This is a genomic window from Rhodococcus sp. MurmanLake-1, assembly GCF_056945715.1.
Genome location: NZ_JBWZNF010000004.1, coordinates 392,493 through 416,668 on the forward strand (window position 1 = coordinate 392,493; position 24,176 = coordinate 416,668).

The 24,176-nt window shown below is 62.9% G+C and carries 22 protein-coding genes; 13 read left to right on the plus strand and 9 right to left on the minus strand.

The features are described 5' to 3' along the window. Positions 1–78: 78 nt before the first annotated feature. Entirely contained in the window at positions 79–843 is a 765-nt protein-coding gene (locus AC2ETI_RS14705; RefSeq protein ID WP_408989266.1) for a sensor domain-containing protein, read from the minus strand. Continuing rightward, complete coding sequence (locus AC2ETI_RS14710; protein WP_097387282.1) at positions 840–1,766, minus strand: hypothetical protein; 927 nt, start codon at positions 1,764–1,766, stop codon at positions 840–842. The genes AC2ETI_RS14705 and AC2ETI_RS14710 overlap by 4 nt, the downstream gene beginning before the upstream one ends. 68 nt (positions 1,767–1,834) lie before the next feature. Here AC2ETI_RS14710 and lspA point away from each other — a divergent pair, with 68 nt between their 5' ends. From lspA to dnaE, 5 genes are all read left to right on the plus strand, one after another. Continuing rightward, positions 1,835–2,521, plus strand: coding sequence for a signal peptidase II (gene lspA / locus AC2ETI_RS14715; protein ID WP_021344550.1), 687 nt, complete (start codon positions 1,835–1,837; stop codon positions 2,519–2,521). Continuing rightward, entirely contained in the window at positions 2,518–3,444 is a 927-nt protein-coding gene (locus tag AC2ETI_RS14720) for an RluA family pseudouridine synthase (RefSeq protein WP_007733161.1), read from the plus strand. Before lspA ends, AC2ETI_RS14720 begins: the two co-directional genes overlap by 4 nt. Continuing rightward, complete coding sequence (locus tag AC2ETI_RS14725) at positions 3,441–4,124, plus strand: hypothetical protein (RefSeq protein WP_021344549.1); 684 nt, start codon at positions 3,441–3,443, stop codon at positions 4,122–4,124. Before AC2ETI_RS14720 ends, AC2ETI_RS14725 begins: the two co-directional genes overlap by 4 nt. A gap of 11 nt (positions 4,125–4,135) precedes the next feature. Continuing rightward, entirely contained in the window at positions 4,136–5,089 is a 954-nt protein-coding gene (rarD, locus tag AC2ETI_RS14730; RefSeq protein WP_029255546.1) for an EamA family transporter RarD, read from the plus strand. Positions 5,090–5,188: 99 nt separating this feature from the next. Further along, positions 5,189–8,725: a DNA polymerase III subunit alpha gene (gene dnaE / locus AC2ETI_RS14735; RefSeq protein ID WP_007733155.1), complete on the plus strand. Its 3,537-nt coding sequence runs from the start codon at positions 5,189–5,191 to the stop codon at positions 8,723–8,725. A 95-nt stretch (positions 8,726–8,820) separates the two neighbouring features. Here the strand turns inward: dnaE and AC2ETI_RS14740 are convergent, their stop codons facing one another. After that, positions 8,821–9,054, minus strand: a complete 234-nt coding sequence (locus tag AC2ETI_RS14740; RefSeq protein WP_019748854.1) for a hypothetical protein — start codon at positions 9,052–9,054, stop codon at positions 8,821–8,823. Positions 9,055–9,274: 220 nt separating this feature from the next. On the opposite strand from AC2ETI_RS14740, the gene AC2ETI_RS14745 reads away from it, so the two are divergent. The 3 genes from AC2ETI_RS14745 (at position 9,275) to ilvA (ending at position 13,036) form a co-directional block, all read left to right on the plus strand. Then, positions 9,275–9,709 (plus strand): nitroreductase family deazaflavin-dependent oxidoreductase, encoded by a 435-nt coding sequence (locus AC2ETI_RS14745; protein ID WP_019748853.1) that lies wholly within the window; start codon positions 9,275–9,277, stop codon positions 9,707–9,709. Positions 9,710–9,825: 116 nt separating this feature from the next. Then, positions 9,826–11,601: a pyruvate dehydrogenase gene (locus tag AC2ETI_RS14750; protein WP_020969844.1), complete on the plus strand. Its 1,776-nt coding sequence runs from the start codon at positions 9,826–9,828 to the stop codon at positions 11,599–11,601. Positions 11,602–11,680: 79 nt separating this feature from the next. Continuing rightward, positions 11,681–13,036 carry a threonine ammonia-lyase IlvA gene (ilvA, locus tag AC2ETI_RS14755; protein ID WP_019748851.1) on the plus strand — a complete coding sequence of 452 codons (1,356 nt, stop codon included), beginning with the start codon at positions 11,681–11,683 and terminating at the stop codon, positions 13,034–13,036. 13 nt (positions 13,037–13,049) lie between these two features. Here the strand turns inward: ilvA and AC2ETI_RS14760 are convergent, their stop codons facing one another. Continuing rightward, a complete protein-coding gene (locus AC2ETI_RS14760) occupies positions 13,050–13,571 on the minus strand; it encodes a TetR/AcrR family transcriptional regulator (protein WP_019748850.1) in 522 nt (173 codons plus the stop codon). A gap of 129 nt (positions 13,572–13,700) precedes the next feature. Here AC2ETI_RS14760 and AC2ETI_RS14765 point away from each other — a divergent pair, with 129 nt between their 5' ends. Continuing rightward, positions 13,701–15,245 carry an MFS transporter gene (locus tag AC2ETI_RS14765; RefSeq protein WP_019748849.1) on the plus strand — a complete coding sequence of 515 codons (1,545 nt, stop codon included), beginning with the start codon at positions 13,701–13,703 and terminating at the stop codon, positions 15,243–15,245. Positions 15,246–15,295: 50 nt separating this feature from the next. On the opposite strand, the gene treZ is transcribed toward AC2ETI_RS14765, so the two are convergent. Then, entirely contained in the window at positions 15,296–17,017 is a 1,722-nt protein-coding gene (gene treZ / locus AC2ETI_RS14770; RefSeq protein ID WP_483634062.1) for a malto-oligosyltrehalose trehalohydrolase, read from the minus strand. Positions 17,018–17,086: 69 nt separating this feature from the next. Next, complete coding sequence (locus AC2ETI_RS14775) at positions 17,087–18,448, minus strand: NAD(P)-binding domain-containing protein (RefSeq protein ID WP_020969841.1); 1,362 nt, start codon at positions 18,446–18,448, stop codon at positions 17,087–17,089. Positions 18,449–18,543: 95 nt separating this feature from the next. On the opposite strand from AC2ETI_RS14775, the gene AC2ETI_RS14780 reads away from it, so the two are divergent. The 4 genes from AC2ETI_RS14780 (at position 18,544) to AC2ETI_RS14795 (ending at position 21,389) form a co-directional block, all read left to right on the plus strand. Further along, positions 18,544–19,428: a helix-turn-helix domain-containing GNAT family N-acetyltransferase gene (locus AC2ETI_RS14780; protein ID WP_042952096.1), complete on the plus strand. Its 885-nt coding sequence runs from the start codon at positions 18,544–18,546 to the stop codon at positions 19,426–19,428. 64 nt (positions 19,429–19,492) lie between these two features. Continuing rightward, on the plus strand, positions 19,493–19,879 hold the full coding sequence (locus AC2ETI_RS14785) for an ArsR/SmtB family transcription factor (protein WP_042952095.1): 387 nt from the start codon (positions 19,493–19,495) through the stop codon (positions 19,877–19,879). Next, positions 19,876–20,979 (plus strand): ACR3 family arsenite efflux transporter, encoded by a 1,104-nt coding sequence (gene arsB, locus AC2ETI_RS14790; protein ID WP_069146870.1) that lies wholly within the window; start codon positions 19,876–19,878, stop codon positions 20,977–20,979. The genes AC2ETI_RS14785 and arsB overlap by 4 nt, the downstream gene beginning before the upstream one ends. After that, positions 20,976–21,389 carry an arsenate reductase ArsC gene (locus AC2ETI_RS14795; protein WP_021333708.1) on the plus strand — a complete coding sequence of 138 codons (414 nt, stop codon included), beginning with the start codon at positions 20,976–20,978 and terminating at the stop codon, positions 21,387–21,389. The genes arsB and AC2ETI_RS14795 overlap by 4 nt, the downstream gene beginning before the upstream one ends. Before the next feature lie 21 nt (positions 21,390–21,410). On the opposite strand, the gene AC2ETI_RS14800 is transcribed toward AC2ETI_RS14795, so the two are convergent. Genes AC2ETI_RS14800 through AC2ETI_RS14810 form a run of 3 tightly spaced genes read right to left on the minus strand, consistent with a single transcriptional unit; the run spans position 21,411 to position 24,167 of the window. After that, complete coding sequence (locus AC2ETI_RS14800) at positions 21,411–21,542, minus strand: hypothetical protein (protein WP_007733137.1); 132 nt, start codon at positions 21,540–21,542, stop codon at positions 21,411–21,413. Further along, a complete protein-coding gene (locus tag AC2ETI_RS14805) occupies positions 21,539–22,129 on the minus strand; it encodes a TetR/AcrR family transcriptional regulator (protein ID WP_019748842.1) in 591 nt (196 codons plus the stop codon). The genes AC2ETI_RS14800 and AC2ETI_RS14805 overlap by 4 nt, the downstream gene beginning before the upstream one ends. A gap of 40 nt (positions 22,130–22,169) precedes the next feature. Beyond that, positions 22,170–24,167 (minus strand): MFS transporter, encoded by a 1,998-nt coding sequence (locus tag AC2ETI_RS14810; RefSeq protein WP_317832862.1) that lies wholly within the window; start codon positions 24,165–24,167, stop codon positions 22,170–22,172. Between the last annotated feature and the right edge of the window lie 9 nt (positions 24,168–24,176).

Sequence of the window (24,176 nt, forward strand, 5' to 3'; positions counted from 1 at the left end):
TGTGGACGGGCAGTTGTCAAAGGGTCTGTGGTCCCGAATCATTCGCGTAAGGCCGAGACGGGACTAATCCGCTCGTTGTCAGGGCGTTTGTGCGCGCAGGCGATCGGCGGCGGCCGATGCCATCGAGTGCAGCACGTCGGGGGCGATCGGACTCGGCGCAGTTGCGGACACCTGGGTCAACGTGGTCCCGACTGCGGCCACGATCGCATCGGCGACCAAGGTGAAACCGCCACTCTCCGTGATGATTCGGAAAGCGAAAGACGCGTCGCCGACGTTCGGGTCCGACGCTCCGCCGACGCGATAGGTGATTGTCGTTCCGTCGGCATCGGTTCCCGAATATTCCGCGCACCCGGCCAGCGTGGTCTGAAGTTTCTCGAAAGCTGCTGCTGCCGCTGCGCCGTCGGCGTACGAAGCAGAGTCCTGATCGATGCTCGTGAAATCGGGGCCGGTGAACATGTCGGAGAGGTCGGCGACCGATCCGGGAGCCTGGGTGGCTATCGGTGCCAGAACCTGAGCGCAGACGGCGGGGTCGGTGCTCGACTTGTCCGCCTCCGAACTCTCCGGCGCCGGTGCGAGGCCGAGGTCGTCGACCGGGTCGGGAACTATGTCGAAGTCCGCAGGTAGTTCGGAGAGGGTGAGCGCGGCTCGTTGCAGCGCATCACGGTCGAGAGGTGCCCCGCTCAGCGGTGCGGCCGGAGCAGCTGTGAACGGCGCCAAGCCGACCTGTGGGGCGGAAACCTGCGTAGTTGTGTCAGCACTAGGAGAGTCGTCCGAGCCGCAACCGGTGACGACGAACAGTGCCGCCGTTGTTGTCAGGCCCAGTGCGAGCGACCGGCGTGTCACGATTCCCACCGAATGCTGTTGGAGATCGTCTGCCGGATCACCGAGGAGCTGTCCGGATCGCCGTACGCCTGGTCGCCGCCGACGGTCATCTGTCCGGCGATCGGCAAGGGGAGTGAGAGGTCGACGGTGAGGTTTCCGGAGCCGGCCATGACGTACTGATCGATGTTCAGCGTTCCGGCGTCACCGGCCAGGTTCCAGACCGGGCTCTGCGGGGTCTGCGATACGTCCACCGCGAGCGAAAGCCGATTGCCCTCCCGCGCGGTGAGCGTGACGGTGGTTGTCTGATCGAGCAGGATTTCACTGCTGACTTGTTGTCGAACCACCCAACGTGCGCCGACACCGACCGGAGCGTCGGGGAGTGCAACGGTCCGGTAGACCGCTTGGCCGAGCGCCTGTTCGATTGCAGCGCGGGCAGCATTGGCCGAGTTGGCGGACGGCTTCAACCGTAGGGCGGTGATGGCGCCCGAATCCGTGACCGACAATCCGGCCGCAGATCCGTCTGCCCCGCTCAGCGCTGCCTGCAGCGTTGCGTCCGGCGAGGTCATCGACGACAGCGTCAGGTCTACGACAGCGGTGGGATCGTCAGCGGTCACGTTTGCCGAGAGCGGGATCGTGATCTCCGGCGAAGAGAAATCTTGTGCCGGCTGTTGATCGATCTGCTGACTCACGACCGCCTGGGTGACGAGCGTCGCCGTCTGCGTGGTGCCGACAGGCAAGTTCATGCGCAGTACCTCGCGCGGTTCGCTTCCCGCATCGAGTACCTCGACGGTGGCGGCGGTCACCGGAACAGTGACTTCGCTCGGCGACGAGGTAGGTGTGGTGGGAGGTTGATCCGAGTCGCCGCAAGCGGTGAGAACGGTGGTGAGAGCGAGGGCAGCGAGGGCGAACGGAACTCGTCGGCCGGTCGTGGACAGCAGTGGCACGCGCTCCAGGCTAGCCGCAGTTGCAGAGTGCGTGACCCGGTGCGGTGAACATGAGGGATGATGGTTGCGTGAGTACAGACCACCCAGACCGAGATGTCAACGCGGAGGATCAGCCGATTACCGAAATCTCGAAGGCCGACGAGCCCGAAACCGTGAAACCGGAAGCCGTGAAATCGGAAGACGGTGACCTGGCGGTTGCGCCGGTCGCAAAGCCCCGCCGGCTGACCATGCTCATTGCCATCGCCGCTGTCATCCTGCTCTCGGACATTCTCACGAAGGTGTGGGCAGTCGCCGCGGTCAAGCCGGGGCAGCCGATCGAAATCATCGGTGACGTGGTCACATTCACGATGGTGCGCAATCCCGGTGCAGCGTTCTCGATGGCGACGTCGATGACGTGGATCCTCACCCTCGTCGCCATCGGTGTCGTCATCGGTGTGATCAAGATCGGTCGCACGCTCCGATCACCGTGGTGGGCGCTCGGTCTCGGCCTCGTTCTCGGCGGCGCGCTGGGTAACCTCGTCGACCGATTCTTCCGCTCTCCCGGAATCATGCGCGGACATGTGGTGGACTTCGTCTCCGTCGGTTGGTGGCCCGTGTTCAACATCGCGGATTCCGCGATCGTCTGTGGCGCGATCCTGCTTGTCGTACTGACTCTTTTCGGCTTCGAACCCAACGGCGAACGCCTGCGTGATCACAAGGCGGACGACAAGAAGCTCACCGAATCGAAGGCCGCAGCCGAGGGAGAAACCAAGTGAGGGAATCCCGTTCGATGCCCGTGCCCGACGGCCTCGACGCCATGCGGGTCGATGCCGGCCTCGCGCGCCTTCTCGGACTCTCGCGCACCGTGGTCGCGACACTCGCGGAAGAGGGTTCGGTACTCGTCGACGGTGTGGCGGTCGGCAAGTCCGATCGTCTGACCGCAGGGTCGTGGCTCGAGGTTGTCCTGCCCGAACCGCCGCGGCCCCTGACCATCGAGGCGACACCGGTCGAGGGGATGGAGATCCTCTACGCCGACGACGACGTCGTTGCAGTCGACAAGCCCGTCGGAGTTGCCGCGCACGCCAGCGTCGGGTGGACGGGACCGACCGTCATCGGCGGACTTGCCGCGGCCGGTTTCCGTATCTCGACGTCCGGTGCCCACGAGCGTCAGGGCATCGTTCACCGTCTGGACGTCGGAACGTCGGGTGTCATGGTGGTTGCCACCTCCGAGCGCGCATACACCTTGCTCAAGCGCGCTTTCAAGCAGCGGACCATCGACAAGCGCTACCACGCACTCGTGCAGGGACACCCCGACCCGAGCAGCGGAACCATCGACGCCCCGATCGGACGCCACCACGGGAACGACTGGCGGTTCACGGTCACGGCCGACGGCAAGCCCAGCGTCACGCACTACGACACCATCGAGGCGTTCCAGGCAGCGAGTCTGCTGGACGTGCACCTCGAAACCGGTCGCACACACCAGATCCGTGTCCACTTCTCGGCGTTGCGCCATCCGTGCTGCGGCGACCTGACCTACGGCGCGGACCCCCGACTTGCCGAGAGGCTCGGTCTCGAACGCCAGTGGCTGCACGCAGTCTCGCTCGGCTTCGCCCACCCGGCGGACGGTCGTTGGGTCGAGATCAAGAGTAAGTACCCGAAGGATCTCGAACACGCACTCGAAGTTCTCCGGTCCTCATGACACCGCGCGGGCTTACCCCCGCGCTGGCCGTCGTCGCAGTGGTGGTCGGTGTGGCGGCGGTGGTGGGCGTGGGGTTCGCGAATCCCGTGCCGACCCCGCCGATCACGACGGACACTCTCGGTCCGGACAGTGGGGAAGCTGTGCCGGACTACCTCGACCGAGCGCGAGATTCGGTCGCGTCGGTCGACGGGCCGGTGTGGGCGTTGGTCTCGTTCACGAAGGCACTCACCGTCGACGAGGTCATCACGTCGACCAGCAGTGTGCAGGTGCCGGGCGCTGAGGTCTCGGGCGTTCGCGTTTCCAGGGTCATGTTCCGAGTTCCGATCGAGCGCGTCCAGACGCCGCTCATGTCCGTGCCCGTTCCCGACAACGACGAAGCAGTGCGCAGATCGCCCGGTGTTGCAGCCACGCGACTGATCTCGCTCGGCGGCGACACCGATCGTCAGCAACAGGTGGCGCTCGCGTCGGCGAAGCAATTGTCCGCCGGGTGCGCCTGCGCGGTGGGCGTGCTGGTGCGAGCTACTCCCGAAGGACTCGAAGCGATCGAACATGACTCGAACGTCCGTGCAGTGGAAGCATTGCCGTCCGACGCCTCGCCGTGGTTGGCGGCCGTCCGTCCATTGCTGCCGGAGTACGTGGACGTCGTTGCTCCCGGCCCCGACGACGGCCCGGTCCCGTGAACTCCGGTTCCGTGAACTCCGGTTCTGTGAACAAGGACGAACGCGCTAGGTCCGGTTCGTCCTCGGGGATCTTCTACGGTGTGGCGGCTTTCCTGTTGTGGGGAACGTTCCCGGCATTCTTCGGACTACTCGACTTCGCCGATCCGGTCGAGATCCTTGCGCACCGGGTGGTGTGGACCCTTCTGTTAATGCTGATCGTGTTGGCCTTTGCCGGCCGCCTCGGATCGCTTCGCGGAATCAGCGCACGCACCTGGCTGCTGGTGACCGCGGCATCAGCGGCGATCGCGGTGAACTGGGGAACGTACATCTATGCCGTGGTGTCAGGCCGCGTCGTGGAGGCGGCCCTCGGGTACTTCATCAACCCGCTGGTCACTGTTCTGCTCGGCGTCGTGATCTTCCGCGAACGATTGCGCCGCGCTCAGATCGCTGCCCTCGTCCTCGCTGCAACGGCAGTTGTCGTGATCACGGTCGACTTCGGTAAACCGCCGATCGTCGCATTGGTGCTCGCCGGTTCGTTTGCCACCTACGGGCTGGTCAAGAAGGTGGTTCCGCTCGATCCCCGAACCAGTTTGACTGCCGAGGGAGTCGTCGCCGCACCCTTCGCGGTCGGCTACCTCGTGTTTCTCGGCCTGACCGGGGCCGGTGCCTTCATCAGCAGCGGCGCCGGACACAGCCTGTTGCTGCTTGCCGCCGGCCCGGTCACTGCACTGCCCCTGCTCCTGTTCGGCGTTGCCGCTCAGCGAGTTCCCTTGGCGACGATGGGCATGCTGCAGTACCTCACCCCGGCGCTGCAGATGGCGTGGGGTGTGGCCGTCATGCACGAGGACATGCCGGCCTCACGCTGGATCGGCTTCGTTCTGATCTGGGCTGCGCTGGTGATCTTCACGACAGATACCTTCGTCGCCAGTCGACGTTCGCGGCGTTCGATGAGGTCGAGCGCCGAACCTGAGGTTCCGGTCACGTGATCGGAGGCGGCACACTGCGACTCCTCGATGGCGGTCGCCGAACGTGTCGGCAACGCGGCATACACTCGATCTCGCTCCCAGACCTTCAGAGAGGCGCACGTGGCTGACTCGTTCGTACATCTTCACAATCACACCGAGTACTCGATGCTCGACGGTGCGGCCAAGGTCGGCGCCATGTTCGAGGAGGCCGCTCGTCTCGAAATGACCGCTGTCGGCATGACCGACCACGGAAACATGTACGGCGCCAGCCAGTTCTACAACGAGGCCAAGAGTGCCGGCATCAAGCCGATCATCGGCATCGAGGCGTACATCGCACCCGAGTCTCGCTTCAACACCAAACGAGTTCTCTGGGGAGATCGCAGCCAGAAGTCCGACGACGTCTCCGGTAGCGGTGCGTACACGCACATGACGATGGTGGCCGAGAACGCCACGGGGCTCCGAAACCTCTTCAAGCTGTCTTCTCTCGCGTCAATCGAGGGACAGCTCGGCAAGTGGCCTCGCATGGACGAGGAACTCATCGCGGCGCACGCCGAGGGCATCATCGCCACCACGGGCTGCCCGTCCGGTGAGATCCAGACGCGCCTTCGTCTCGGCCACGATCGCGAGGCTCTCGAAGCTGCCGCGAAGTGGCAGGAGATCTGGGGACCGGACAACTTCTTCCTCGAACTGATGGATCACGGTCTCTCGATCGAGCGCCGGGTGCGCGAGGGTCTGCTCGACATCGGCAAGCAACTCGGTATTCCGCCACTTGCCACCAACGACTGCCACTACGTCACCAAGGACGCCGCCGAGAACCACGAGGCGCTGCTCTGTATCCAGACCGGCAAGACGCTGTCCGACCCCACTCGCTTCAAGTTCGACGGCGACGGCTACTACCTCAAGTCCGCTGCAGAGATGCGCGCCATCTGGGACAACGAAGTACCGGGGGCGTGCGACAACACCGTGGCCATCGGCGAGCGTGTGCAGTCGTACGAGGACGTGTGGGCGTTCCACGACCGCATGCCGATCTTCCCGGTCCCGGAGGGTCACACGCAGCAGACCTTCCTGCGCGCCGAGGTGATGCGCGGACTCGATCGCCGCTTCCCGAGCGGACCTCCGCAGGAGTACCTCGCCCGCGCCGACTACGAGATCGGCGTCATCAACGAAATGGGCTTCCCGGCCTACTTCCTGGTGGTCGGCGACCTGATCAACCACGCCAAGGACGTCGGAATCCGCGTCGGGCCCGGCCGTGGATCGGCTGCCGGTTCGTTGGTGGCCTACGCGATGGGTATCACCAACATCGACCCCATCCCGTACGGGTTGCTGTTCGAGCGATTCCTCAACCCCGAGCGTGTGTCCATGCCCGATATCGATATCGACTTCGATGATCGCCGTCGCGGCGAGATGGTTCGCTACGCGACGGACAAGTGGGGCAACGACAAGGTCGCCCAGGTCATCACCTTCGGCACCATCAAGACCAAGGCTGCCATCAAGGACTCGGCTCGCGTCCAGTTCGGCAAGCCGGGCTTTGCCATCGCCGATCAGATCACCAAGGCGCTCCCGCCGCCCATCATGGCCAAGGACATCTCGGTTTCCGGTATCACCGATCCGAAGCACGAGCGGTACAAGGAGGCAGTCGAGGTTCGAGCGCTCATCGACTCCAGCCCGGACGTCGCGAAGATCTACAAGACCGCGGTGGGTCTGGAAGGGCTGATCCGTAACGCCGGTGTGCACGCCTGCGCGGTCATCATGTCGTCCGAACCGCTCACCGACGCAATCCCGGTCTGGAAGCGCGCCCAGGACGGCGCCATCATCACCGGTTGGGACTACCCATCGTGTGAAGCTATCGGCCTGCTCAAGATGGACTTCCTCGGTCTGCGAAACCTCACGGTTATCGGCGACACGCTCGAGAACATCAAAGCCAACCGCGGCATCGACCTCGACCTCGACACTTTGCCGATGGACGATGCGGCAACATACGAACTGCTCGCCCGCGGCGACACTCTCGGTGTGTTCCAGCTCGACGGCGGCGGTATGCGCGAGTTGCTGAAACTGATGCAGCCCACCGGATTCGGCGACATCGTCGCCGCACTGGCGCTGTATCGACCGGGGCCGATGGGTGTGGACGCCCACATCTCGTACGCCAAGCGCAAGAACGCCTTGGAAGACGTCAAGCCGATTCACCCCGAGTTGGAGGAGCCGCTCGCGGAGATCCTCTCGGAGACGTACGGCCTGATCATCTACCAGGAGCAGATCATGCAACTGGCGCAGAAGGTGGCCGGTTACACCCTGGGTCAGGCCGACTTGCTGCGTCGCGCCATGGGTAAGAAGAAGCTGTCCGAGCTGGAAAAGGCCTACGCCGGCTTCCGGCAGGGCATGTTGGACAACAACTTCAGCGAAGCGGCCATCAAGGCGCTGTGGGACACGGTCCTTCCCTTCGCCGGCTACGCGTTCAACAAGTCGCACTCCGCCGGCTACGGACTCGTGTCGTACTGGACTGCGTACCTCAAGGCGAACTACCCGGCCGAGTACATGGCAGGTCTGCTCACATCCGTCGGTGACGACAAGGACAAGTCCGCGATCTACCTCGCCGACTGCCGCAAGTTGGGCATCACCGTTCTCCCACCGGACGTCAACGAGTCACGCGTCGACTTCGCGACCGTCGGCGACGACATCCGTTTCGGTATGGGGTCGGTGCGCAACGTCGGCGCCAACGTCGTTGCCTCGATCATCAAGGCGCGCACGGAGAAATCGAAGTTCACCGATTTCTCCGACTATCTCGGCAAGATCGACGCGATGGCTTGCAACAAGAAGGTCACCGAATCTCTCATCAAGGCCGGTGCTTTCGACTCGTTGGGTCACCCGCGCAAAGGCCTGATGTTGGTCCATGCCGACGCCATCGATTCCGTGATGAGCACCAAGAAGGCAGAGGCGATCGGACAGTTCGACCTCTTCGGCGGTGCCGAGGCGGACGAGTCGATCACCTCGGTGTTCGACGTCAAGATTCCCGAGGAGGAGTGGGACTCCAAACATCGCCTGGCACTCGAACGAGAGATGCTGGGGCTGTATGTTTCCGGTCACCCGCTCAACGGCGTCGAGCACATTCTTCGCCAGCAGTCCGACACGTCCATCGCCGCGATACTCGAAGGCGGCGTTCAGGACGGTGCCCAGGTAACTCTCGGCGGCATCATCGCCTCGGTGGACCGACGGGTCAACAAGAACGGTCTGACCTGGTGCATCGTGCAGCTCGAAGACCTCGTGGGTGGAATCGAGGTGCTGTTCTTCCCGCAGGCCTACGCCGTGTACGGGATGGACATCGCCGAGGATGCCATCGTGTTGGTCAAGGCTCGCGTTTCGATCCGAGACGATCGGATGTCGCTGATCGGCAACGACCTTGCGGTGCCTGATATTTCGGCGATCGGGGTCGCGCGCCCCCTGTCGGTCTCGCTGCCGCTTCGGCAATGCACCAAGGACAAGCTCAGTGCTCTCAAGCAGGTGCTGACGAGGCACCCCGGAACATCCGACGTTCACGTTCGGCTGATCGGTGGAACCGAGATCAGCTTGTGGAAGGTCGACGACGTCCTTCGGGTCGAACCATCCTCGGCTTTGATGGGCGACCTGAAGGCATTACTCGGGCCGAGCTGTCTGACGGTCTGACCGCCGATCGAGCGTACCTGAACCGAACGAAGGGACCTTGCTGCATCAGCAGCAAGGTCCCTTCGTGGTTCGCGGGAGTACGGGGAGTGGAGTGATCAGGTGGTGCGTGAGTAGTACACGCGACGCGCCCACCAGGTGACCACGGCTGCTGTTGCGGCAGTCAGTACGGCTACCTGCATCGACTGGGTGACAGCTCCGGCGACCACGAACAGCACAAAACCGACCGCGAGAGCTTCGATCTTGTACAGCGGCCACCGAGTCCCGGCCAGATCGACGAAATGGTCGGACGAGGGGCGTGATTCGCGAGTGGAGATATCTGCGGTAGTCATCTCGTCCCCTTCTCGGTGCAGTCTGTTCTCGATGCGGCTTGGCTAGCGATACGGCTGTTCGAAGCTGTGGTTTCAGAGTAGCCAGAGATGAGAGTTCGGGCAAGCGAACTTTATTGATCGGCAGCTCACTTAATCGATCAACCAGGGGAGTGTGCCGACGACGGTCCTGGTCGGTGTGGTTCGGTGGCCAAGGTGCTCGAGTGGGTGTTCACTGGTACACATGCCAATCACAGGTGAGTACGAACCCAGTCCAGCGTCGTGGGCCGCCGATCAGGTCGCACGCATCGAGAACTCCGGTGGCACCGAGGGAAACGACATGAACGGCATGCCCGTCGTCGTTCTCACGACCGTCGGGGCAAAGTCCGGCAAGGTCAGGAAGACGCCGCTGATGCGCGTCGAGCACGACGGCTCGTATGCCGTTGTGGCTTCGCTTGGTGGCGCTCCGAAGAATCCGGTTTGGTACTACAACGTCAAGGCCGATCCCCACGTCACGCTGCGTGACGCGACGCAGGTCTTCGACCTGGTTGCTCGTGAAGTCACCGGAGACGAGAAGGCGATCTGGTGGGAGCGCGCTGTCGCTGCGTACCCCGACTACGCCGATTATCAGACGAAGACCGATCGTGAGATCCCGGTGTTCGTGCTCGAACCCAAGTAACGCACTGCAGTCCTCACGAAACGGCAGTCCACAAGAAGCACTGCATAAACCACAAGCAAATCGTCACTCGCGGGGGTCGGCGATCCCGACTCCCGTGAGTGTGTCATGGAGGTCTGATGAGTCCGAAAACCGTTGCAGATCAATTGGTTCAGCAGCTCGTTGACGCGGGTGTCAGTCGGATCTACGGAATTGTCGGTGACAGTCTCAATCCCATCGTCGATGCGGTACGTCGCACCGGTGGTTCCGAAAAGGGCGGAATCGACTGGATACACGTCCGTCATGAGGAAGCAGCTGCGTTTGCGGCCGCAGCGGATGCCCAGATCACCGGGAAACTCGCAGTGTGTGCCGGATCCTGCGGTCCCGGAAACCTTCACCTGATCAACGGCCTGTACGACGCTCATCGTTCGGGCGCGCCGGTCCTCGCGATCGCCTCACACATCCCCAGCGCCCAGATCGGAATGGGCTACTTTCAGGAAACGCATCCCGAGCGGATCTTCATCGAATGTTCGAGTTACACCGAACTCGTCAGCACGGCAGTCCAATCACCTCGCGTGGTGCAGTCGGCGATTCAGCATTCGGTGGCTCGAAACGGCGTCTCGGTGATCGTGCTTCCCGGGGACATCGCCGATTGTCCGGCAGAAGGCACCCCGCCGACGCTCGTCGAAACCCGAAGGCCGACAGTCGTTCCGGATGCCGGTGACGTCAAGGCGTTGGCAGATGTGATCAACGGCTCGCGTAAGGTTGCGATCTTCGCCGGCGCAGGCGTGCGAGACGCACGCGCCGAGGTGTTGGCGCTGGCCGAAACCGTCGGGGCTCCCATCGGGCATTCGCTGCGCGGCAAGGAATGGATCCAGTACGACAACCCGTACGACGTCGGGATGACGGGATTGCTCGGTTACGGTGCGGCGCACGACGGTATCCACGGCGCCGATCTTCTGCTCCTGATCGGAACGGACTTTCCTTACGACCAGTTCTTGCCCGATGACGTTCGTACCGCTCAGATCGACATCGCGGCCGAGCGGTTGGGGCGTCGAACCAGCCTGGACCTGGCGGTGCACGGTGACGTCGCGAGCACCTTGAGCGCACTGATTCCGCAACTCGATCGAAAGACCGACCGCGGGTTCCTGGAGGATACGCTCGCAAAGCACAACACTCTGATGACCAAAGTGGTTGGTGCGTACACGGATCCGGTCAAGCAGCGCACACCCATTCATCCCGAGTATGCGGCCTCGATCCTCGACGATCTGGCGGCCGACGACGCGATCTTCACCGCCGACACCGGGATGTGCAACGTGTGGACGGCGCGCTATCTCAATCCGAACGGATCGAGACGCTTCATCTCCTCGGCGCTGCACGGATCCATGTCCAATGCGCTCCCACATGCGATGGGTGCGGCATGGTCGAGTCCGGGGCGTCAGGTCATCTCGGTGTCGGGCGACGGTGGATTGTCGATGCTGCTCGGTGAGTTGGTCACCGTCGCGATGTACAAGTTGCCGGTCAAGATCGTGGTGTTCAACAACTCGACGCTCGGAATGGTCAAGCTCGAGATGCTGGTCGACGGCCTTCCGGATTTCGGGGTCGACGTGCCCGCGGTCGACTACGCGGCGGTTGCTGCTGCGCTCGGTATCTTCTCGCGCCGAATCGAGAATCCCGCGGACATCGAAGCGGGCCTACGCGCCGCGCTCGATCACGACGGTCCGGCCTTGGTTGATCTGGTGACCGATCCGCTGGCATTGTCGTTGCCGCCCACCATCACCGGTGGTCAGATGAAGGGCTTCGCTTTGGCGATGTCGAAGATGGTGATGAACGGCGGCGTCGGCGAGGCTGTGCAGATGGCCAAGTCGAATCTGCGGAACGTGCCACGTCCCTCACAGTTGGATCCTCGCGGCTGACCTACCCGCCGCCCTGCCTCGCAGACCATGTGGGGCGGGGTGGTGGGAAGGTTGATCCCCGACGTGCGAAAATGGCGGAGTGTCTAACTCGCCCGATGTCGTAGTAACGAAGTCCACCGTCCCCGCGCTCGACGCGCAGGAGATCGACGCGGCCATCGAGCGAATTCAGCACGTCATTGCGGCGACACCCCTGCAGTACAGCGACCGTCTTTCGGCGTTGACCGGCGCGCACGTGTACCTCAAGCGCGAGGACCTCCAGGGCGTTCGTTCGTACAAGATTCGTGGCGCGTACAACCTGATCGCTCAGCTCAACGAGGCCGAGCGCGCGGCCGGCGTGGTGACTGCCAGTGCCGGTAACCATGCGCAGGGTGTTGCCTTCGCGTGCCGAACGATGCAGATCAAGGGTCGGATCTACGTTCCGGCAAATACCCCCAAGCAGAAGCGTGATCGCATCCGCGCCCACGGTGGAGCGTTTGTCGAACTGTTCATGATCGGTGAGACCTATGACGCCGCCGCTGCTGCGGCCGCGGAGGACGTAGCCGAAACCGGCGCAACCATGGTTCCCCCGTTCGACGACGTGCGCACCGCTGCGGGGCAAGGAACCATCGCAGCGGAGATTCTCACGCAACTGGACGCACCTCTCGACACGATCGTCGTGCCGGTCGGCGGCGGCGGTTGCATCGCGGGCATAGCCACCTATCTGCACGAGCGATCGCCCAAGACGTCGATCGTCGGGATCGAGCCGTCCGGCGCGGCGTCCATGACGGCCGCTCTCGTTGCCGGGGGCCCGGTGACTCTTCCCGACGTCGATCCATTTGTCGACGGGGCAGCGGTCAAGAGGATCGGCGATGTTCCCTACGAGGTCGTCTCACGTCTGGGTGCCGCCGTGGTGTCGCACGCGTCGTTGCCGCTCGTGGCTCGTCAACTTCAGACACGGTCCGGTTCGGGATCGTTTGTCGTCAATCAGATCGACGAGGGCGCTATCTGCACGGCGATGCTCGAGCTGTATCAGAGCGAGGGCATCATCGCCGAACCCGCGGGAGCGCTTTCCGTTGCGGCACTTCAGAATTTGACGTTCGAGCCGGGTTCGACCGTCGTGTGCCTGATTTCCGGTGGCAACAACGACGTATCCCGTTACGGCGAAATCCTCGAGCGTTCGCTCGTTCACCTCGGGCTCAAGCACTACTTCCTGGTGGACTTTCCGCAGGAACCGGGAGCGCTCCGTCGCTTCCTCTCGGACGTGCTCGGGCCGGACGACGACATCGCGCTGTTCGAGTACGTCAAGCGAAACAATCGCGAGACGGGTGCCGCGTTGGTGGGTATCGAACTCGGTTCCGCCGACGGTTTGGCGGCCTTGCTCGAGCGAATGGAGCGCGCGCCGATGCAGTCCGAGAGGCTCGAGCCGGGAAGCCCGGCGTACCGCTATCTGACGTAAGGGACGCCCCCGGTCAGGGCCGCAGTCGCTCGACCACCTGTCGATGCAATTCGGGATCTGGCTGGGGGAGCCCGAGCATGGCCGCCAAGTACAGACCGTCGCCGACGAGTCGGATGATCTCGGCTTGTATGGGATCGGCGATCTCGGTCTGAAGGCCTTTGTCCCAGCTGCGCATCACGTGGGTAACGGCTTTCTGGATCTCGTCGTGTTGTCCGTCGACTGTTCTCAGTGCCGCGATGATCGACCGGAAGAGTGAGAGTTCTTCGCTTTCGTTCGCATCGGGGATCTGTAGATAGAACTCGGTGACCGTCGTACCGCCTGCTACGGCGTCTTCGAGTTGCTGATCCGAGCGTTCTCCGAGTCTGCGGACCATCGCCGCGAGGAGTGCTTCCTTGCTGGGGAAGTGATAGAGAAGTCCGCCCTTGGAAACCCCGGCTTCGGCGGCAACGCCTTCGAGCGTGACTTGGGCAACGCCGCTGACCAGCAGCAGCTTCTCCAGTGCGTCGAGAATTCGATCGCGAGTGTCGGCAGCCATGTGATGTGACCCTACCCGGAAATAACTTTACCGCTTGGACGGTTCACTGTTACCGTAGACCTACTGTACCGGCTGGACGGTTCAGTGAAATCTTTTCGAAAGAACATCAGAGAAAGTCGCAGGGGAGCAATGTCAGTGTCGGCAGATCAGACGTCTGCAATCAATCCCGACGAGGTTCGGGCGACAAAGCGTGACTGGGCGGGCTTGATAGTCCTTGCCTTTGCTGTGTTGCTCATCGCAGTCGACGGCACGGTGCTCGATCTTGCGCTTCCGTTCATCAGCGCCGACCTCGAGCCGAGCAGCACGCAGTTGCTGTGGATCATCGACGTCTATTCGTTCGTGCTCGCCGGTCTGCTCATCACCATGGGTACGCTCGGTGACCGGATCGGTAGGAGAAAACTGCTCCTGATCGGCGCAGTCGGCTTCGGTCTCGCCTCGATCATCGCCGCTCTTGCTGTCAGTCCCGAGATGCTCATTGCCGCCCGCGTGCTGCAGGGTATTTCCGGTGCAACGCTGATGCCGGCCACCCTCGGTCTGATCCGCACGATCTTCGTCAACCCGCGTCAGCGCACCGAGGCAATCGGTGTCTGGGGCGCGATGGCCGGTGGCGGTACAGCGGCAGGACCTTTGGTCGGTGGTTGGTTGCTCGAGCACTTCTGGTGGGGTTCGGTCTTCTTGATCAACATTCCGGTCATGATTGCGCTGGTTGTACTCGGCCCGATCCTGATCCCGGAGTCGAAAGACCCCAACCCGGGTCGATTCGACCTCATCAGCGCTGGTCTGTCGATGGCGACCATGTTGCCGTTGGTGTACGCGGTCAAGGAATCCGTGGTGCACGGCGTCAGCATCACGTTGCTGGTGATCGGCCTTGTGGGTCTCGCCGCCGGCTACGTGTTCGTGCGTCGTCAGCGGATGCTGAAGGATCCGATGTTGGATCTGAAACTGTTTGCCAATGCGTCGTTTTCCACCGCCGTCATCACCAACCTGCTCTCGATCTTCGCGCTGGCCGGTGTCCTGTTCTTCGGCTCGCAGTACCTGCAGTTGGTGCTGGGTAACTCGGCGCTCGACGCCGGCCTGCTGATGCTCCCGGGTATGTTGCTCAGCGCATTCACCGCGGTTGCGGCGGCCTGGTTGATTCGCCGGTGGTCGGTGTCTCACGTGCTCAGTGCAGGCCTCGCGGTTGCAGGTATCGGTGCTGCGATGCTGCTCGCCCTCGGGGTGGACAGCGGCCCGTTGATGTTCGTGATCGGCTTCGGTCTGGCCGGTGCAGGTGTCGGTGTCGCACTGACCCTGACGTCGGATCTTGTGGTCAGTTCGGTGGAACCCGAGCGTGCCGGCGCTGCGTCCGCGGTGTCGGAGACTGCGTACGAACTCGGTATCGCGCTCGGTGTGGCGATCCTGGGCAGCGTGGTGATGGCGATCTTCCGCAAGGGAATCGACACGTCCATGCTCGAAGCAGATCAGGCGCACGCTGCGCAGGGCACCCTCGGCGGTGCGCTGCAGGAAGCGACGTACCTACCTGGTGAACTCGGTTCGGTGCTTGCCGATTCCGCGAAGGCGGCGTTTGTCGACGGTATGCACGTTGCTGCCGGCGCAACCGCTTTGGTTCTGTTCGTCAGTGCCGCATTGGTATTGCGGATGCTGCGGAGTACACCAGAGAACGCGAAGCGGTAACGCGTGTAACGGTAGAACGCGAAGCGCTAGCTCCTGCAGAATCCGGGTAGTCAGCTTTCGAGTACGACGAACGAGTGCCCAGGCACGACTGTTGCGGACGCGGTCTCGTCCTGTGTCGGCGGATCCCACCAGAGGATGGGGGTTCCGCCGGCTGGGACCGAGGCCGCGTCCGTTCCCAGATTGCACACGATCTGTAATGCGCCGCGGCGCAGGGTGATCCACTGGTCGTCCTCGTCGTAGTCGACGTGCAGGTGCCCCAGCCAGGGGTCGGTGATCTCGATTCGCTTCTTGCGCAGGGCAAGGAGATCGCGATAGCACGCCAGGACGCGAGCGTGTGTCTGGTCGGTTCGCTCGTCCCAGTCCAGTTTGGACCGCAGAAATGTCTGTGGATCTTGCGGATCCGGAATGTCGTCGCTGTTCCAGCCGTGTGCCGCGAACTCCGCCTTACGGCCTTTGGCGGTCGCCTCGCCGAGTTCCCGTTCCGGATGCGAGGTGAAGAACTGGAACGGAGTGGTGGCTCCCCATTCTTCGCCCATGAACAGCATCGGCGTGTACGGCGAGAGCAGGACCAGTGTTGCCTTGATCGCCAATTGTCCTGGCGTCAGATAGGCGCTCGGGCGGTCGCCGATCGCTCGGTTGCCGATCTGATCGTGGGTGCACGTGTATGCGAGCAGAGCGCTGGCGGACTGGTGCGTGATGTCGATCGGCCGGCCGTGAACCCGCCCACGGAACGAGGAATACGTTCCGGCGTGGAAGAACCCGCGCCGCAATGTACTTGCAAGGGATTCCAAGGATCCGAAGTCGGCGTAATAACCCTGACGTTCGCCGGAGACGGCTGTGTGAATGGTGTGGTGGATGTCGTCGTCCCACTGCGCGTCCAAGCCGAACCCGCCCGCCGCTCGTGGCGTGATCAGAGTGGCGTCGTTGAGATCACTTTCGGCAATCAACGTGAGCGGTCGGCCCAGATGGGCCGACAGTGTTTCCGTTCGGACGGCGAGTTCCTCGAGGATGTGCGTTCCGGTGTGATCGACCAACGCGTGGACGGCGTCGAGGCGTAGGCCGTCGATGTGGAAATCACGCATCCATCGCAGGGCATTCCCGATGATGTATTCGCGAACCTCGCCCGACTGCGGGCCTCCGATGTTGATCGTTCGGCCCCAGGTGTTCGCGCCATCGGCAATGTAGGGGCCGAACTTTTCGAGGTAGTTGCCCGACGGGCCCAGGTGGTTGTAGACCACGTCCAGGATCACGCCGAGTCCACGTTCGTGGGCCGCATTCACCAAGCGCTGTAACCCGTCCGGGCCACCGTAGATCTCGTGGACCGTGTACCAGAGCACACCGTCGTAGCCCCAGTTGTGAGTTCCGTTGAAACCGTTGACCGGCATGATCTCGACGAACCCGACGCCGAGGTCCACGAGGTGATCGAGACGCTCGATCGCGGCGTCGAAAGTTCCTTCGGGGGTGAATGTTCCGATGTGCAGTTCGTAGACCGACGATCCTGGGAGTTGCCGTCCGGTCCACTGAGAGTCGGTCCAGGAGGACTCGTCGAGTTGGTGCAGTTGGGAGCGGAGATGCACGCCTTCGGGCTGGCGTGGTGACCGCGGATCCGGGAGTATTTGACCGTCGACGACAAAGCCGTAGCGAGCTTCGTTGTCGCAGTCGACCTCGCCTCGCCACCACCCGTCGTCGGTCCGCTCCATGTCGTGCGTGATGCCATCGACTTCGACCCGGACCGATTCCGGCGTTGGCGCCCAGACCTCGAAAGTATGCACACGATCAGCATGCCTTGTTCGGTCGGATGTGGCAGCCCGGCGGGGTGGATCCGTCGTCATGGACTGTTTCTAGCCGCGGGTGTTGCCAGACGGAGCGGACAACGTGATCAGTTCCGGAGTGGGTGCGCCGCAGCATCCGCCCTCGGCTTCCCCGCCTTCGGCTTCCGCTGCGTCAGCTTCGTCGAAAACACCTGCACCGCCGCAGACTCCGGTCTCCGGAAGGATCAGCTCGACGCGGGCTGCCGCTTCGTGATCGCCGGCGAGTTCGGCGGCGATGCTGCGAACCTGCTCGTAGCCGGTCATCGCCAGGAAGGTGGGTGCCCGGCCGTAGCTTTTCATTCCTGCCAAGTACACGCCTGGCTCCGGATGGCGAAGCTCCTTCGCGCCATGCGGGTACACCGTGCCGCACGAGTGGACGTTCGGGTCGATCAGTGGAGCCAACTCGACCGGTGCTTGTAAGACCGGGTCGAGGCCGAGTCGAATTTCCGAAAGCCAGGAAAGATCGGGGCGGAATCCGGTCAGCGTTATGACGTTGTCCACGTTCTCGATGCGATCACCGGCATCGGAGGCAAGTACGAGTTGTCCCGAAGGGGTTGTTGTCACCTCTGCGGTGCGGAAGCCGGTGACCACTCTCAGTAGTCCGTCCTCGACGGCCTTCTTTGCGCGCAGTCCCAGGGCGCCGCGCGCGGGCAGTTCGTCAGCTTCGCCGCCACCGAACGCTGAGCCGACGTTTCCTCGGCGGACCGCCCAGATGATGCGGGTGCTCGGAGCCTGCTCCGCCAACCCCGACAGCGCAACGATCGCCGTCAGCGCAGAGTGGCCGCTCCCCGCGATGACCGTGTGTTTTCCGGCAAACTGTGCACGCACCGCCGGATCGTCGAGATCAGGAACCCGGTACCTGATCGCAGTGCCCACAGCGCCCTCGCCGAGGGCGGGAAGACCTTCACCGCCGAGCGGGTTGGGAGTACCCCAGGTGCCGGATGCGTCGACAACCGCCTGGGCGAACACGCGGTCCTCGGTTCCGTCACGGCGGCGCAGATGAATCGAGAGGGGTTCGGTATCGCGGCCGGCGTCGACGACCAGGTCACGTCCGCGTCGGGCTACGCCGATCACTTCGGTGTCGAACTGGATGGCGTCGCCGAGTGTTGAGGCGAGTGGCCCGAGGTAGAGGTCGCGCCATTGCCGGCCGGTCGGGTACGTCTCAGCGTCGGGAGAGCGCCATCCATTCTGCTCGAGGAGTCGCTGCGCGGCGGGGGAGACGAGTTCGGACCACCGGGAGAACAGTCGAACGTGATTCCACTCGGAGATCGCAGCACCGGCTGTGCTTCCGCGCTCGAAGACAAGGGGTGTGAGTCCGCGTTCGCGCAGTTCTGCTGCGGCTGCCAGGCCGATCGGGCCGGCCCCGATCACGACAACGGGTAGGGGGTTCATCTCGTACCTTTCATCGACGATTATCGATCTTAGTGGAACTGTATCGACAATCATCAATGTAGGCAACCATCGACAGCTGTCGATATAGTGGAGAGATGACATCGCTGCAGACTCCGACGGTGCGCGTCGGTGATTCGGACCCGGATCAAATTGGTTCTTCCGTCCTCGCGCAGGGCGATGCCGATACCTACGCGCAGTGGTTCGCCTGCCTTGCCGAGCCGATGCGCGTCCGATTGCTTCACCGGGTGGCGAGCGCGGTCGGTGGTATTACCGTCGGAGCGCTCGCCGAAGCGTTGGGGATCGGACAACCGACGGTGTCGCACCACCTGCGCAAGCTCGCCGATGTGGGTTTTGTGACCATGCGTAAGGAGGGGACGAGCACGGTCGTCGCGGTGAATCCGACGTGTTGCGTTGCCTTGCCGCAGGCGGCGGACGTGGTGATGGGAGTCCTTGCTCCGCGTCCTTGCTGCCCGAGTGATCTGCCCGACGATGTCTCTGTCCGGGCCATGATCGACGACGACTGGGATGCGGTTCGCCGTATTTACGGCGAGGGAATCGACACCCGAAATGCCACCTTTGCTACTGAGGTCCCCTCGCGTGAGCATCTCCACGAACGGTGGCTGTCGAAGCATCGGTGGGTCGCGACTATCGAGGGTGTTGTTGTCGGTTGGGCTGCGTTGAGACCAGTTTCCGAGCGTGACTGCTACCGCGGGGTGGCGGAAAACTCCGTGTACGTCGCGGGCGGAATGCGTGGTCGGGGTGTCGGAAAGGCGTTGTTGCGCAAGCAAGTCATGGCCGCTGATGTCGACGACCTCTGGACACTGCAGACGTCGATATTTCCCGAGAATCGCGCCTCCATCTCGCTGCATCATTCGGCCGGGTTCAGAACTATCGGTCTCCGCGAGAAGATTGCCCAGCTCGACGGTGTTTGGCGTGACACTGTTCTGCTCGAACGACGTGCGGTGACCGCCGAGGGGTGAGTCCGGGATCCGGCCGACCGGGCACTCGATTGCGCGTTGATTCGATATCTGTCAATATCGAAGAATGTCGAATCAAGAGCCACCGGAGTCCGAGGCTTGCTGCACCCCGCTCGTCCGTGAACCGCTGACCGAGGATTGGGCCGGCGACCTGTCGCGGATGTTCAAAGCTCTCGGCGATCCGGTTCGCCTCCGCTTGCTCAGCTTGGTGGCAAGTCACGAGGGTGGTGAAGCCTGCGTCTGCGACATCTCCGACTCGTTCGATCTGTCTCAGCCGACTATCTCGCATCATCTCAAGGTGTTGCGTCAGGCCGGGCTGCTTGACTGTGAACGTCGCGGGACCTGGGTGTACTACTGGGTGATTCCTACTGCACTGCAACAGCTTTCCGCCGTTCTACTGGTTGAAGGTACGAGCGTGAGTGTCGCGGACGCATGCGCAGAGGTCAGCGCATGAGCAACACCGCTGTCACCACCGAACACCCCGCAGTCGTCGGAAAACTCTCCACCCTCGACCGCTATCTGGCGGTCTGGATCGGCGTGGCCATGGTCGTCGGCCTGCTGGTTGGACGCTGGATCCCCGGTGTGAACACTGCCCTGGACAAGGTGCAGATCGACGGCATCTCGTTACCGATCGCCCTCGGCCTGCTGATCATGATGTACCCGGTGTTGGCGAAAGTTCGCTACGACCGCCTCGACACAGTCACCGGGGACAAGAAACTCCTCGCCGGCTCCCTGTTCCTGAACTGGGTTCTCGGCCCGGCGCTGATGTTCGCCCTCGCCTGGCTGTTTCTGCCTGACCTGCCGGAATACCGAACCGGTTTGATCATCGTCGGTCTCGCTCGCTGTATCGCGATGGTGATCATCTGGAACGACCTGGCCTGCGGAGACCGCGAAGCCGCCGCGGTGCTGGTCGCCATCAACTCGGTGTTCCAGGTGATCATGTTCGCCGTGCTCGGTTGGTTCTACCTCTCGGTCCTGCCCGGGTGGCTCGGCCTCGAACAGACCACCATCGACACCTCGCCCTGGCAGATCGCGAAATCGGTCCTGATCTTCCTCGGTATCCCGCTGCTGGCAGGTTTTCTGTCCCGCTTCTTCGGTGAACGCGCCAAAGGCCGCGACTGGTACGACAACAAGTTCATCCCCAAGATCAGCCCCTGGGCGCTCTACGGTCTGCTGTTCACCATCGTCGTGCTCTTCTCGATGCAGGGCGAACAGATCACCTCCCAGCCTTGGGATGTCGTCCGGATCGCGCTGCCCTTGCTCGCGTACTTCGCGCTCATGTGGGGCGGAGGCTACATCCTCGGCGCCGCAATCGGATTGGGCTATGAACGCACGACGACCCTGGCGTTCACCGCAGCGGGCAACAACTTCGAACTCGCGATCGCCGTAGCCATCGCCACCTACGGCGCCACCTCGGGGCAAGCTCTTGCCGGTGTTGTCGGCCCGCTGATCGAGGTACCGGTGCTCGTCGGGCTGGTCTATGTCTCCCTTGCTCTACGCAAACGCTTTGCAGTCAAAGAGGTTTCATCCAGTCGAGAAAGAGCGAGGTCATGAGCAAACCATCGGTGTTGTTCGTCTGCGTCCACAATGCCGGCCGATCTCAGATGGCCGCGGGATTCCTGAGCCATCTCGCAGGCGACGCCATCGAGGTCCGTTCCGCCGGATCCGCACCCGCCGAGACCGTCAATTCGGCAGCGGTCGAGGCGATGGCAGAGCACGGTATCGATATCTCAGCTCAGTCTCCGAAGATCCTCACCGTTGACGCCGTCCAGGATTCGGATGTCGTCATCACCATGGGCTGCGGCGACACGTGCCCGATCTTCCCCGGCAAGAGCTACCGAGACTGGGTTCTCGACGATCCGGCCGGACAGGGCCTCGAAGCGGTTCGCCCGATCCGTGACGAAATCGAGCGTCGCGTTCAAGCCTTGATCGCTGAACTCACCACTGCCGCGAAGTCTCCCTGACCGATCGGGGAATCGACAGGATCATTCGCCCGCGGGCTCGATGTGTTCGGCACCGAGGACCGAGAGTCGGTATTCCTGTGCGTCCTGCTCGGTTTCGAAATCTTTCTCTTCGAGGAGGTTTCGATCGGCGTCGAGGTATCGGTAGGTAGTCATTCCTCCACCGTGCCACTGATGTCCGATTCGTGCTCGGATACCGGTTCGATTTCGTCGACGACTGTTTGAATCAGACTTCCGTAGCGCCGGATCAGGTCCTTCGACGACAACGAATCCTCACCGAGGAGTTCGAGCGTCCGCATGCCGGTGGCAAGTCCGAGCAACAGTGAGACGACGACCTGGCTGCGAACCAAACCGGGCTCGGTGTCGCCGATGCGTCGTGCGATCCCGTGAACGTATCGTTCCTTGATCTCTGCCCGGGCGGCGTCCGGATCTGGCGCCTCGTGAACGTGTACTGCGAGCATTGCCCACGGATCGGTTTCGTCGGATTCTCTACGAGCGACAAGTTTCTCGACCAGTTGACAGCCGATGTTTCCGGTGGCGTCGGCATTGGGATCCTCGTCCATCGGAGGTGCGGACGGGATCGCAGCCGAATACAACCGAGCTTTGCTGCCGTAGATCTTCATGACCAGGGCAGGGGAGTAACCGGCTGCGACCGCGATGTCCTTGATGGTCGTCGATGCGTAACCTCGTTCCGCGAACAAGGCTTTCGCTGCTGTGAGGATGCTGGCTTCACCGCTGCTCATGCCGCTCGCCTCGATACCCGATCGCCATGCGTTTGGTTGCTCATACTGTCGTCAACGGCTCGGCATCGACGGGTACGTCGAAGTCGACGACGGTGGACTGCGCGATGACCGCTATCTGACGAGCCAATGTGCCGTGTCCACTCTCGGTCAGCGCGGTCAGGATGTACCGGCCGGATGTCGGGAGTGCGATTCCGTAGTGCCCGGTTCCGTCGGTGACGGTGGATGCGACGAATTCGCCGGTCGGTTTCGTGAGTGTGACGACGGTTCCCGAGGTTGTTCGGCCGTCGACTCCGACCTTGCCGGAGATGGTGAGGCGGTCACCGAGTTCGACGGTGTGCGTCGATTGCGCGCTGTCGAAAGCGATCACCTGCGACCGAGGGGACCAGCCGTCGGCACTCGTCACCACCAAGTACCGTCCGGGCCGGGGTAGTGCGAGGGAGAAGTTGCCCTCGTTGTCGGCGCGACTCCAGTCGATCGGTCGCCCCTCCATGTCCATCACGGTGACAACAGCCTGCCGGATCGGTCGGCTGTCGGCTCGGACCACACGACCGGCAACCACAATTTCCGTTTCGGACACGGCGGCGTCGGGAAGCTCGAACCCTTCCGGGGTCACCGGGCGAAGCGCCGTTTCCGGTTTTGCGCCGCGGCGAGGAATGAACGCAGCGGCAGCGGCAGCAGCCACGGCGGCGAGGGCGGCCAGCCAGAAGATGTTCTTGAAGGCGTCGATCGACGGAAGGCCCTCGCCCGGCCCGGACGGGATGACCATCGAGGTGAGCATGGCGGCAACCACTGCGCTGGATGTGGACGTACCGACTGAGCGGAGCAGCGAATTGAGGCCGTTTGCGGACGCGGTTTCGGTGATCGGAACCGATCGCATGATCAGCATCGGCATCGCGGAGTAGGCGATTGCAGTTCCGATGCTGACCACCGCCGCGCTGATGATGATCAGTGTTATCGAGCCGGTCAGGAACACGCGCGCGATGTAGGCGAGCGCGAGCACAGTGCCGCCGACGATCAGGGTGATCTTGGCTCCGAATCGCTTCGTGATGTTCGCGGAGACGGGAGCGAAGAAGACCATCGCGAGGCCTGCCGGAATCATGCACAGTCCGGCCGCCATCACTCCCAGTTCGAAGCCGTAGCCGGAGATCTTCGGCATCTGGAGTTGCTGAGTGGTGGAGAGGTTGTTCGCATACATCGAGAAGCCGACGAGGATCGAGGCGACGTTGGTCAGCAGAACGGGCCGCTTGGCCGACGTTCGCAAGTCGACCATCGGCTGGGTGACCCGGAGTTCGTACGGGAACCACAGTGCGAGCGTCACGATTCCGATGACAAACATGAGCAATGTCAGTTCGCTCGTCCATCCCCAACGGGCCCCCTTGGAGATGGCGAGGAGGATCGCCGTGAGTGCTGTCGAGAGCATGACCGCGCCGAGGAAGTCGAATTTGCCGCGGGTGCGAACACTCGATTCCGGGACGACGGCGGCTACCGCGATGATCAACAGGACGCCCACGATCGCCGAGAGCCAGAAGATGGCGGGCCAGCCTAGATGCTCGAAGATCAACCCGGACAGGGGGAGCCCGAGTGCGCTGCCGATTCCGAGAGTGGCACTCATCAAGGCTGTTGCCGACGCCACCTTCTCCTTGGGCAGTTCGTCGCGCATGATGCTGATTCCGACGGGGATCATCGAGATCGCGAAGCCCTGGAGGCCACGGCCGATCAGCAGGGCGACAAAGTTGCCGCCGATCGCCGCGACCAGTGATCCGACCACGATCATCGTCATCGAAATCAGCATCATGCGCCGTTTTCCGAACATGTCCGCCAGGCGGGAGACGATCGGAGTGGCGACGGCGCTCGTGAGGAGTGTGACGGTGACGAGCCAGGAGGCGTCGTCAGCGCTGACGCCGAGGATTTTCGGGAAATCGGGCAACAACGGAATGACCATCGTTTGCTGCAGCGCGACCACGGTGCCGGAAAGACAGAGAATTGCGGTGATGAGCCGACTTGAACGGCGAGTGGTCGGAGACGAGTGCAATGCCAAGAGACGGTC